The sequence below is a fragment of the Streptomyces griseocarneus genome (assembly GCF_014655595.1).
Classification (GTDB): domain Bacteria; phylum Actinomycetota; class Actinomycetes; order Streptomycetales; family Streptomycetaceae; genus Streptomyces; species Streptomyces griseocarneus.
On the sequence record NZ_BNBL01000011.1, the window covers coordinates 208,755 to 221,781 of the forward strand.

The following is a 13,027-nucleotide window of genomic DNA, read 5'->3' on the forward strand; positions in this document are numbered from 1 at the left end:
CCAGCACCGCGTGCTGCATCAGCTTCAGCCCCTCCGCGGCGATCGCGTCGGCGACCAGGCCCCGGCCGCGGGCCGCGACGCGGCCGGCGAGCCAGCCCTCCCCGGCTGCTACCAGGTGACGCGGAGCTGGCGCGGCCCGTAGGAGAGGGCGTCCCCGCGGAAGGGGATGTCCTCCTTGGCGATGTCCAGCCGCAGGCCGGGGATGCGCTCGGCCACCGCCCGCAGCGCCACCTCCAGCTGCACCCGGACCAGGTGCTTGCCCAGGCACTGGTGCGGCCCGTGACTGAAGGAGAGGTGGTTGCCCGCGGGGCGGTGGATGTCGAGCACGTGCGGGTCGGAGTACACCTTCGGGTCGCGGTTGCTGGTGTCCAGCAGCACGATCACCGCGTCCCCCTCCTTGATCGTCTGGCCCTCGATCTCGATGTCCGCGGCGGCGACGCGCTTGGTGGCCCGGGCGATGGTGTAGTAGCGCAGCATCTCGTCGATCGCCCCCGGCCAGAGGCTGGGGTCGGCGCGCAGCTCCTCGGCGACGTGCGGGAACTCGGCGAGCGCGAGCACCCCGAGACCGAGCATGTTCGCCGACGGCTCGTGGCCGGCGACCAGCAGGAACAGCGCGTTGTCCACCAGGTCGGAGGCGCTGAGCTCGATGTCGCCGGACGCCTGCGCCTTGAGGATCAGCCGGCTGAGCAGGTCGTCGCCGGGGTTCTCCGTCCGCTCCCGCATGAGGCGCTCGACGTAGCCGCGCAGCTCGATGACGGCCTCGAGGTTCTCCTCGCCCCGGTCCATCTCGATGATCTGCTCGGTGCGCTTCTGGAAGTACTGGCAGTCCTCCTCGGGGATGTCCAGCACCTTGCAGATGGTCTTCGTGGCGACGGGGAAGGCGAACGCCTCCACCATCTCGGCGCCCGGGCCCTTGCGGACGATCTCGTCCACGATCTCGCCGAAGATCTCCTCGAAGAACGGGCGGACCTCCTCGGCGTGCCGGGGCGTGAAGTCCTCGGCCACCATGCGGCGGGCGATGTCGTGCTCCGGCGAGTCCATGTTGAACAGGTGACGGCTGAACTGGCCGCGCTGCTTCTGCAGGGTCTCGCGCTGCGAGAACGACGGGGTCTTCGCGGGGTTGTTGCTGATGCGGCGGTCGGCGAGCAGGCCGCGCACCGCCTCATGGCTGGCCGCGAGCCAGGCCGCCCGGCCGTCCTCCATGGTGAACGGGCACACGCCCCCTTCCTTCAGCAGATCCAGGTGCTCGACCGGAGGGGTGTCCGGCACGGTACGGCGAACGGGGAAAGAAGGCATTGCCAGCTCCATTTCAAGGACTTGCGAATGGGTGGTGCTCGGGTGGTGCTCCTGAGACCTCGGGTCAGCGCACGGCGGGGCCGCCGTGGTCTCCAGGGGGTCGGTGAACGGCCGTGACCAGCCAGTCGTGCACGACGTCGGCGGTCCGGGGCGCGTGGTGTTCCATCATGGTGAAGTGGTCGCCGGGCACGTCCGTTCCGGTGTGCGGCAGCGTCCAGCGGGCCTGCCACCGCCCGTCGGAGGGCATGCCGGACATCGGGTCGCCGGCGCGTACGTGCAGCACGGGTACGTCGACGGGAGACGGCGTCCAGTCGAAGCCGAAGTAGCGGCCCATCGCGGTCAGCCACGCCTCGCCCAGCGCCTCGCCGGTCCGTCCGTCGCGCTCCCGCTGGCCCTGCTCCATGGCCGCCTGGATGCGGGTCATCACGTCGCCCTGCTCGGGCGCGTAGGTGTCGACCAGCACGACGGCGGCGGGCGGCCGTCCCAGGGCGGCGAGATGGGCGGCGAGGGCGTGCGCGGCCAGGCCGCCCGCGGAGTAGCCGAGCAGCACGACCTCGTCCCGCCCCTCCAGGGCCCGCGCGTGGGTGGCGAGCAGGACGTCCAGGGTGGCGGGAACCGGCTGCCCCGTCACGAAGCCCGGCTCGCGCAGCACGAACACGTCGCGCCTGCCGCGCAGGGCCGCGCCGAACGGGACGAACTTGTGCGGGTCGGCCTTGCCCAGGTGCGACGGGATGCAGAACACGGGGGTGTCCGTTCCGCCGGAGGTCAGCCGCAACGGCGGCAGGTCCAGCTCGGCCGGATCGTCGTACGACGCCCGGAAGCCGGAGGCCGTCGTCAGCAGGTCGATGAACTCCAGCCGCCTGCCGTGCCGGTCCGCTTCCTGCCACAGCTCGCCGAGGCTCCCCGTGGTGTCCGGTGCGCCCGGGCCGCCGGCGCCGATCCTCTCCCGCAGGTGCTCGGCGAGGCCGGCGGGCGTGCGGTGTTCGAGCGTGAGCGAGGCGGGGAGCGCCAGGCCGGTGCGGGAGACGAGCCGGTTGCGCAGCTCGATCGAGGTCAGCGAGTCGAAGCCGAGCGCGAGGAACTCGTGGCCGGGGTCGATCCGCGCCGGGTCGTCGTAGCGCAGCACGGCGGCGATCTCCGTGCGGACGGCCTCCAGCAGCACGCGCGACTGTTCCTCGGCGGTACGCCCTTCCAGGCTCCGCAGCGCGTCCGGCTGCTCGTCCCGGGCGGGCGGGGCGGCCGGACGCGCCTCGGGGAGGCCGTCGAGCAGGCGGTGCCCGGCCCCACCGGCCAGGCGCCCCCAGTCCACGTCGGCCACCACCACCGGCCCGTGCGCCCGGCCCAGGGCCCGCACGGCGTCCTCCGGTGCCAGCGGGGCCAGGCCGCTGCGGCGCAGCCGGTCCTCGACGACCTGGGTGCCGGCCATCCCGTCGCCCGCCCACGGCCCCCAGGCCAGGGAGGCGGCGGGCAGGCCCTCGGCCGTGCGGTGGGCCGCCAGGGCGTCGAGGTAGGCGTTGGCGGCGGCGTAGTGGGCCTGGCCCGCGCCGCCGAGGACACCGGCCAGGGAGGAGAACAGCACGAACGCGTCGAGGTCCCTGTCGCGGGTGAGCTCGTGCAGGTGCTTCGCACCGAGCAGCTTGGGCCGCAGCACCCGGTCGACCTGTCCGGGAGTGAGCGAGGCGATCACGCCGTCGTCGAGGACGGCGGCCGTGTGCACCACCGCGTTCGGCCGGTACGTGTCGAGCAACTCCCGGACCGCTTCGCGGTCGGTGACGTCGCACCGGGCGACCGTCGCCTTCACCCCGGCGGCGATCAGCTCGGCGTGCAGCGCCCCGGCCCCGGGGCCGTCCGGACCCCGTCGCCCGGCCAGCACCACGTGCTCGGCGCCCTGGTCCGCCAGCCAGCGCGCGACGTGCGCGGCCAGCGCGCCCGTACCACCGGTGACCACAACGGTGCCCCTGGGCGACCAGCGTTCGGCGGCGGGACGCGTACGGACCAGGCGCCTGGCGAACACGCCCGCCGGACGGATGGCGACCTCCTGCTCGTCGCGGGCGAGCAGAAGGGCACACAGGCGGCTGCCGGTGCGGTCGGTGAGCTCGGCGGGCAGGTCGATCCGCACGGCGCCGAGTTCCGGATGCTCCGCCGCGGCCGCCCGGCCCAGACCCCACAGCGTGGCCCGTTCCGGGTGCGTCACCGGATCCGAGTCGCCGACGGCCACGGCACCACTGGTGAGCACCCACAGGGGAACCCCGGAGTCCTCGGCCACCAGGTCCTGGACGACGCGCAGCGTCGCCTTCAGGCCGCCGTCGGCGTCGGAACCGAGACCCAGCAGGGAGACCACTCCGGCCAGGCCGGCGCCGTGCGGGGGCCCGGCCTCGCCGGCGCCGATCACGGTGGCACCGTGCCCGGCCAACGCGGCCTCGACGGCGTCGGCGAGAGGGCACTCCCCCGCCGGCCGGATCACCAGCCAGCTCCCCGACAGCACGGGCGCCGCCGCGCCCTCGTCCACCGGCATCCAGTCGATCCGGTAGGTCCAGTCGTCCAGCGGCGTGCCCGGCGTGGTCCCGGCGGGGGCCGGGGTGGAGGCCGGGGTGGAACGCCGCATCCAGTAGTGCTGGCGCTGGAAGGCATAGGTGGGGAGGTCGACCGTGCGGGCGTGGGGGAAGAGGGGGGCCCAGTCGACGGTGTGTCCGTTGACGTGGACGGTGGACAGGGCGGTCAGGACGGTGGACACCTCGTCGTGGCCGGGACGCAACGTGGCTGTCGCGGCGACGCGTTCGGTGTCGGCGCAGTGGGCGACCATCGAGGTGAGGGTGCCTGCCGGGCCGAGCTCCAGCCAGGTTGTGACGCCCGCGTCGAGGAGGGTACGGACGCCGTCGGCGAAGAGGACGGGCTCGCGGACCTGGCGCACCCAGTAGCCGGGCGAGCACCACTCCTGCGGGTCCACCCAGGTGCCGGTGACGTTGGAGACCGCCGACAACGTCGGCTTGTGGAACTCCACCGTCTCCAGGACGCTGCGGAACGCCACCAGCATCGGCTCCATCAACGGCGAGTGGAAAGCGTGCGAGACCGTAAGGCGCCGCGCGCGACCGCCCCGCGCCTTGACCGCGGCAACCGCCCGGTCGACGGCCGCCTCGGTGCCGGAAACGACCAGCTGGCCCGGCGCGTTCACCGAGGCGACCACCAGGTCATCGCCCAGCAGATCAGTGATCTCACCGAGGTGGGTCTCCACCGCGGCCATCGCGCCGCCGGCCGGCAGTGCCTGCATCAACCGGCCCCGCGCGGCCACCACACGACACGCATCCTCGAGCGACCAGACACCCGCCACATACGCGGCCGACAGCTCGCCGATGGAATGCCCGACGAGGTAACCAGGCTTCACGCCCCAGGACGCGAGCAGCCGGAAGAGCGATACCTCAAGCGCGAACAACCCCGCCTGAGCCCACACGGTCCGGTCCAACGCCTCCGCATCGGAACCGAATACGACATCGCGCAGACCCGGGTCCACAGACGCGCAGACCTCGTCGAACGCCTCGGCGAACACCGGGAACCGCTCGTACAACTCCCGGCCCATGCCGAGCCGCTGACTCCCCTGACCGGTGAACACGAACGCCAGACCACCCGCGGCAACCGAACCCGTCACCGCATTCGCCGCCGAACGTCCCTCCGCCACAGCGGAAAGACCCTCGACGAACTCCTCACGCCCCGAGCCGAACACCACCGCACGACGCTCGAACGCACTCCGCGTCGCGGCCAACGACCAGCCCACGTCCGCCGGGCTCGCGTCGGGCCGGCCGGACACGAATGAAGCCAGCCGCCCCGCCTGCTCCCGCAACGCATCCTCGGTACGCCCCGACACCACCCACGGCACCACGCCCGCATCAGGCTCCCCCGCAGGCGGCTCGATCGCCGGGGCCTCCTCGATGATCACGTGCGCGTTGGTGCCGCTGATGCCGAACGACGACACCCCCGCCCGCCGCGGACGGCCCTCCACGGCCGGCCAGTCCCGCGCCTCCGTCAGCAGCCGCACCGCACCCGACGACCAGTCCACCTCCGGCGACGGCTCGTCCACGTGCAGCGTCCTCGGCAGCACACCGGCCCGCATCGCCATGACCATCTTGATCACACCGGCGACGCCCGCGGCCGCCTGTGTGTGGCCGATGTTCGACTTCACGGATCCCAGCCACAGTGGGTGGTCCGGTGACCGGTCCTGGCCGTAGACGCCCAGCAGGGCCTGCGCTTCGATCGGGTCGCCCAGGGACGTACCGGTGCCGTGTGCCTCGACGGCGTCCACGTCGGAGGGCGTCAGCCGGGCATTGGCCAGCGCCGCGCGGATGACGCGCTGCTGCGACGGGCCGTTCGGCGCCGTCAGACCGTTCGACGCGCCGTCCTGGTTGACCGCCGAGCCCCGGACCACGGCCAGTACGTGGTGGCCGTTGCGGCGGGCGTCCGACAACCGTTCCAGTACCAGCACGCCGACGCCCTCGGCGAAGCCCGCGCCGTCCGCCGTGGACGAGAACGCCTTCGCACGGCCGTCCGTGGCCAGTCCGCGCTGGTGGGAGAACGCGGTGAACACGGTGGGCGTCGCCATGACGGTGGCGCCGCCGACCAGTGCCAGTTCGCACTCGCCCGACCGCAGCGCCTGCGCGGCGGTGTGCAGGCTCACCAGCGACGACGAACATGCCGTGTCCACGGTGACCGCCGGGCCTTCCAGGCCCAGCACGTAGGACACCCTGCCGGACATGACGCTCGCCGAGCACGCGGTGGCCAGGTAGTTGGCGTACTCGCCGCCCGATCCGGCGAACAGCGAGAAGTAGTCCTGGCCGATCGTGCCGAAGTAGACGCCGGTCCGGCTGCCCCGCAGCGTGCGGGGGTCGATCCTGGCCCGCTCGATGGCCTCCCACGAGCACTCCAGCAGCAACCGCTGTTGCGGGTCCATCGCCAGCGCCTCACGCGGCGAGATCCCGAAGAACCCCGCGTCGAACTCGCCCGCGTCGTAGAGGAAACCGCCCTCCCGTACGTACGACTGGTTCTCGTCGAATGCGGTGTCCGCCTTCCAGCCCCGGTCGGTGGGGAGCGGTGCCAGGGCGTCCACGCCGTCGTCGAGCAGTTCCCAGAACCGTTCCGGCGAGCGGGCTCCGCCGGGAAGCCGGCAGCTCATGCCGACGATCGCCAGCGGCTCGGCGTCCTTGCGCTCGGCCTCGCGCAGCCGCTGCCTGGTGCTGTGCAGGTCCGTGACGGCCTTTTTCAGGTATTCACGGAGCTTGGTCTCGGTGGCCCCGGCCGTCATCAGGACTCCTCCATCTCGCTGTCGACCAGCGCGAAGAGGTCTTCGTCGGTGGCGGCCGACAGGTCGTACCCGGTCACCCGGTCCCGGGCGGCCGTCGCCTCGCGCCACTCGGCGAGCAGCGCTTCGAGCTGGATCGTGACGTCGTCGACGCCCTCGGCGTCCGGCGCGAGCGCCCGTAGGTCCCCGCGCAGGCGGCTGACCGCGGCCAGCACCGGTTCCGTGGGGGACGCCGCGTCGGTGGCCAGCTGCCCGCCGAGGTACGTCGCCAGCGCCTGCGGTGTCGGGTGGTCGAACACCAGGGTCGCGGGCAGCCGCAGCCCGGTGAGGGAGGAGAACCTGTTGCGCAGTTCCACCGCGGTCAGCGAGTCGAAGCCCAGTTCCCGGAACGGACGGTCGGTGGAGATCGCGTCGGACGTGCCGTGGCCGAGCACCGCGGCCGCGTGGTCGCGCACCAGGCCGAGCAGCACCTCGGCGCGTTCGGCCGCGGACAGCGAGGCGAGCTGCTGCTCGAGGCCGGAGTTCTGCACGGCGGCGGTCACCGTGCGCCGGGCCGAGGAGCGCACGAGCTTGCGGAACATCGCGGGCACCTCCCCGCCGCGGCCGCGCAGCCTGGCGACGTCCAGGTGCATGGGCAGCAGCAGCGCCTCGCCGGCGTCGCGGGCGGCGTCGAACAGTGCCAGTCCGTCCTGTTCGGACATCTCGGCGACGCCGTTGCGGGCGATCCTGGCCAGCTCCGTGGAGCCGAGCTGTCCGGTCATGGTGCTGCGGTCGGTCCACAGTCCCCAGGCCAGCGACTGTCCGGCGAGGCCGGTGGTGCGCCGGTGTTCGGCCAGGGCGTCGAGGAAGGCGTTGGCCGCCGCGTAGTTGGACTGACCGGCTCCGCCGAGTACGCCGCTGGCCGAGGAGAAGAGCACGAAGTCGGTCAGCGGGGCGTTGCCGACCAGCCGGTGCAGGTTCCACGCCGCGTCGACCTTCGGGCGCATCACGGTGTCGAGGCGCTCGGGGGTCTGCTTGTCGATCACGCCGTCGTCCAGCACGCCCGCCGAGTGGACCACCGCGACCAGCGGGTGCCGGTCGTCGACGGTGCTCACCACGCGCTCCAGCGCGGCGGCGTCGGCCACGTCGCAGGAGGCCCAGGTGACGGTGGCGCCGAGTCCGGTCAGCTCGCGGACCAGTTCGGTCCGCTCGGGGCCGCGGCTGAGCAGCAGCAGCCGCGTCGCGCCGTGCTCGGTGACCAGGTGCCGGGCGACGAAGCCGCCCAGCGTGCCGGAGGCGCCGGTCACCATCACCGTGCCGTCCGTCCTGAGGGGGCGGGGAACGGTCAGGACGATCTTGCCGACGTGCTTGGCCTGGCTGATGTGGCGGAACGCCTCCGGCGCCCGGCGCACGTCCCACTGGGTGATCGGCAGCAGCCGGAACTCCCCGGCCTCGAACAGCCGGACGATCTCGGCGAGCATCTCCCCGGTCCGCTGCGGGCCCGCCTCGACGAGGTCGAAGGCGCGGTAGGTGACGCCGGGGTGGGCCTCGGCCACCTCCTCGGGCCGGCGGATGTCGGTCTTGCCCATGTCGACGAACCGGCCGCCGCCGGGCATCAGCCGCAGCGAGGCGTCGACGAACTCCCTGGCCAGCGAGTTCAGTACGAGGTCGACGCCGCGACCGCCGGTGGCGTCCAGGAATCGCTTCTCGAAGTCGAGCGTGCGGGAGGAGGACAGGTGCGCGTCGTCGAGCCCCAGTTCGCGCAGCGTGCCCCACTTCCGGGGGCTGGCGGTGCCGAAGACCTCCGCGCCCAGGTGCCGGGCGATCTGCACGGCGGCCATGCCGACGCCGCCGGCGGCGGCGTGGATCAGCACGCGGTCGCCCTTGCCGACGCCGCCGAGGTCGCACAGGCCGTAGTAGGCGGTGAGGAACGCCGCGGGCACCGATGCGGCCTGGGCGAAGGTCCAGTCGGCCGGGATGCGCGCCAGGTAGCGGTGGTCGGTCACCGCCAGCGGTCCGAAGCCCGCGGAGAGGATGCCCATCACCCGGTCCCCCGGGGACAGGTCCGGCACGGCGCTGCCGACTTCGACGACCACGCCGGCGGCCTCGCGGCCCAGCGTCAGGTCGTCGTCGACCATGCCCAGCGCGGCCACCACGTCGTGGAAGTTCAGGCCGCCGGCGTGCACCGCGACGCGGACCTCGTTGTCCGCCAGGGGCTTCTGGGCGTGCGGGTAGACGCCCAGGGTGAGGTTGTCGAAGGTGCCCGGTTCGGTGATCTCCAGCCGCCAGGCGTCCGCTCCGGCGGGCGGTACGAGGTCGGGGGGCGTGGCCCGCACCAGCCGGGCGGCCGTCGCCTTGCCCGCCCGGATCATGATCCGGGGTTCGTCGGAGAGGACCGCGTCGGCCAGGGCCGCCGACGAGTCGGGGTGGCCGTCGACGTCGACGAGGGTGATGCGCCCGGGGTTCTCGGTCTGCGCGGAGCGGACCAGGCCCCAGACGGGGCTGTGGACCAGGTCGCGCGGCAGGGCGTCGCGCGTGACGACGACCAGGCGGGAGTCGCCGAGCCGCTCGTCGGCGAGCCACTCCTGGAGCACGCCCAGGACGTGCCCGGTGACGGCCCGGACCGCCGCGGGAAGGTCCTCGTCGTGCGGTGCCGGTGCCACGCACGGCAGCACCAGGATCTCGGGGGTGTCCTCGACGGAGACCGGGCCGGTGGCGGTGTCCACCGTCCAGCCCGCCGTGCGCAGGGCGTCGGCGAGGCCGAGCCGGTCGTCCCCGAGGATCACGCCGTGTGCGGCGGAGGCCGCCCCGACGACGGGGACGGCTTCGTCCCACGTCACCTTGAACAGCGATTCCGGTCGCTTGGCCGACAGCTGGTCGGCGCTGACCGGCCGGGTGGCGAGCGAGCCGAGGGTGAACACCGGGAGTCCGGTGGCGTCCCAGGCCTGCCAGGACATTCCCTGTCCGTCGGCGGCCGGGCCGACCCGCACCCGCAGGGACCTGGCTCCGGTGGCGAACAGGCGCACGTCGGCGAAGGAGAACGGCAGCCGGGTCTCGCCGGCGCCGAGGTTGCCGACGGCGGCGGTGTGCAGTGCGGCGTCGAACAGGCCGGGGTGGATGCCGAAGCCCTCCACGTCGACGTCCTCGGCCAGCTCGACCTCGGCGAACAGGTCGTCGCCCGCCTTCCAGACCCTGCGGACGCCCTGGAACACCGTTCCGTAGCGGTATCCCGCGTCGTCGAGCCGTTCGTAGAACCCGTCCGACTCCACCGGGGTCGCCCCGGCGGGCGGCCACACCGCCACGCTCTGCGGCTGCTGCGGCCCCTCGGCCGTCAGGAAGCCCTCGGCGTGCGTCACCCACGCCTCCTCCGCGCCCCGCGAGTGCACGGACACCGACCGGCGGCCGTCCTCGCCGATGTCGGCGACGACCACCCGGATGTGCACCGGCTCCTCCGACTCGTCGAGCACCAGGGGTGCCTGCAGCGTCAGTTCCTCGACGCAGCCGAATCCGACCTGGTGGCCCGCGTGCAGGGCCTGCTCGACCCACACCACGCCCGGCACCAGCACCGACCCGAGCACCTGGTGGTCGGCCAGCCACGGGTGGGCCGACAGCGACAGCCTGCCGGTCCACGCCCACTGCCCGCCGGGCAGTTCCACCGCCGCGGGCAGCAGTTCGTGCCCGGCCTCCACCAGCCCGACCGCGCCGACGTCACCGGCCCGGGCGCGCGGCGGCTCCAGCCACAGGCGCTCCCGCTGGAAGGCGTACGTCGGCAGGTCCACGCGCCGGCCGCCGGTCAGCAGGGCCGGCCAGTCGACGGGCAGACCGCGCGTCCAGGCCTCACCGGCGGAGGTGAGCATCCTGGCCAGGTCGCCCTCGTCGCGGCGCAGGGTGTGGAGCACGACGGCCCGCGCGCCCGCCTCGTGCACGGTCTCCTCGATGCCTACGGTGAGGACGGGGTGGGGGCTGGACTCGAGGAACACCGTGTGGCCCTGGCCCAGCAGGTACTCGACGCCGGCCCGGAACTCCACGGTCTGCCGCAGGTTGCGGTACCAGTACTCCGCGTCCATCCCGGCTGTGTCGATCCGCTCGCCGGTCACGGTCGACACGAACGGGATGTCCGACGTCCGGGGGGAGATGCCGGCCAGAACCTCCAGCAGCTCGTCGTGGATCAGCTCCACCTGCGCGGAGTGCGAGGCGTAGTCCACCTCGATGCGGCGGGCCCGGATCCCCGTGGCCTCGCAGGAGGCGAGCAGGCCTTCGAGTCCGGCGACGTCGCCGGAGACGACGGTGGACGAGGCGCCGTTGACCGCCGCCACCGACACTCCGGGGTAGTCGGCCAGCAGCGGCACGACCTGGTCGCGGGGCAGCGCGACCGAGACCATTCCGCCCAGGCCCGACAGCTTCTCCGCGATCAGCCGGCTCCGCAGGGCGGCCACCCGGGCGGCGTCCTCGAGGGACAGCGCGCCGGAGACGGCCGCGGCGGCGATCTCGCCCTGCGAATGCCCGATCACCGCGGCCACCGGAACACCCCACGAGCGCCAGAGACCGGCCAGCGACACCATCACCGCCCACAGCGCCGGCTGCACCACCTCCACCCGCGCCAGAGCCGTCTCGTCGTCCAGCACGTCCAACAGCTCGAAGTCGACAAACGGCTCCAGCGCCTCGGCACACCGCCGCATCGACTCCCGGAAGACCGGCGACGACTCGAGAAGGGCCTTGCCCATGCCGACCCATTGACAGCCCTGACCCGCGAACACCAGCACCACACCGCCGTCGGTGTCGGCCACGGCCGGGGCGTCGGCGGCGTCGGCCACCTCGCGCAGGCCCGCCAGCAGCTCCTCCCGGTCCCGGCCCACCACCACGGCACGGTGCTCGAACGCGCTGCGCGTGGCGGCCAGCGACCAGCCCACGTCGACCGGGTCCAGCTGCGACGCGTGCGCGGCCAGCCGGTCCGCCTGCGCCCGCAGCGCCGCAGGGGTACGGCCGGACAGCACCCAGGGAACCACGTCGGCGGCCGGTCCGGCGTCGCCGGTGGGGGCCGCCTCGGCGGGCGGCGCCTCCTCCACGATCACGTGGGCGTTGGTGCCGGAGATCCCGAAGGAGGACACTCCGGCCCGGCGCGGGCGGCCGTCCGTCGCGGACCACTGCCGGTGTTCCGTCAGGAGCCGTACCTCACCGGCGGACCAGTCCACCTCCGCCGTCGGCTCCTCGACGTGCAGGGTCCTGGGCAGCACGCCCTCGCGCATGGCCAGCACCATCTTGATCACACCGGCCACACCGGCGGCGGCCTGCGTGTGACCGACGTTCGACTTCACCGACCCCAGCCACAGCGGACGGCCCTCCGGCCGGCTCTGTCCGTAGGCGGCCTGCAGGGCCTGCACCTCGATCGGGTCGCCCAGGGGCGTGCCGGTGCCGTGCGCCTCGACCACGTCCACGTCCGAGGGAGCGATCCGGGCGTTGGCCAGCGCCGCCTGGATGACCCGCTGCTGCGACGGGCCGTTCGGCGCGGTCAGGCCGTTGGACGCGCCGTCCTGGTTGACCGCCGAGCCGCGCAGCACGGCCAGCACCTCATGGCCGTTGCGCCGGGCGTCGGAGAGCCGCTCCAGCACCAGCACGCCGACGCCCTCGGCCATGCCCATGCCGTCGGCGGACGCCGAGAACGCCTTGGAGCGGCCGTCCATGGCCAGTCCGCGCTGCCGGGAGAAGGACACCAGCGACAGCGGGGTGGACATCACCGTCACGCCGCCGGCCAACGCCAGTCCGCACTCCCCGGCCCGCAGCGCCTGGGCGGCCAGGTGCAGCCCGACCAGCGAGGAGGAGCAGGCGGTGTCCACGGTGACCGCGGGGCCTTCCAGGCCCAGGGCGTAGGAGACCCGGCCGGAGACGACGCTGGAGGCGTTGCCGGTCAGCAGGTGTCCCTCGGAGCTCTCCGCCCCGCTCGTCTTGCCGTAGTTGCTGTTCCAGGCGCCGATGTAGACGCCGACGTCCTCGCCGCGCAGGGATGCCGGGGCGATGCCCGCCCGCTCCAGCGCGCCCCAGGAGCACTCCAGCAGCAGGCGCTGCTGGGGATCCATGGCCAGCGCCTCGCGCGGGGATATCCCGAAGAACGCCGCGTCGAACTCGCCCGCGTCGTAGAGGAACCCGCCCTCGCGGACGTAGCACTTGCCCGGCTCGTCGGGGTCCGGGTCGTAGAGGTTCTCCAGGTCCCAGCCCCGGTCGTCCGGGAATCCGGCCACCGCGTCGACTCCTTCGTCGAGCAGCGCCCAGAACTCCTCGGGCGTACGGACCCCGCCCGGGTAGCGGCAGCCCATGCCGACGATCGCGATGGGCTCGGAGTTCTTGTCCTCCGCCTGCCGCAGCCGCTCGCTCACGTCCGCCAGATCCGCGGTGACGCGCCGGAGGTAGGTGCGGAGTTTCTGCTCGTCCCCCATGGAGAGACCCGTCCTTTTCGCGTGGTAGTCGACA

General features: G+C 73.4%; 3 protein-coding genes and 1 pseudogene. All 4 read right to left on the reverse strand.

Going from position 1 to position 13,027, the window contains the following annotated elements:
• Nucleotides 1–108: 108 nt before the first annotated feature.
• Nucleotides 109–1,296, reverse strand: a complete 1,188-nt coding sequence (locus IE295_RS26075; protein ID WP_190066208.1) for a cytochrome P450 — start codon at nt 1,294–1,296, stop codon at nt 109–111.
• A 64-nt stretch (nt 1,297–1,360) separates the two neighbouring features.
• Nucleotides 1,361–2,722, reverse strand: a complete 1,362-nt coding sequence (locus IE295_RS34650) for a thioesterase domain-containing protein (RefSeq protein WP_444545288.1) — start codon at nt 2,720–2,722, stop codon at nt 1,361–1,363.
• A pseudogene (locus IE295_RS26080) lies at nt 2,714–6,589 on the reverse strand (type I polyketide synthase); the annotation flags it as partial. The gene IE295_RS34650 and the pseudogene IE295_RS26080, both read right to left, overlap by 9 nt.
• A complete protein-coding gene (locus IE295_RS26085; RefSeq protein WP_190066210.1) occupies nt 6,586–12,993 on the reverse strand; it encodes a type I polyketide synthase in 6,408 nt (2,135 codons plus the stop codon). The gene IE295_RS26085 and the pseudogene IE295_RS26080, both read right to left, overlap by 4 nt.
• Between the last annotated feature and the right edge of the window lie 34 nt (nt 12,994–13,027).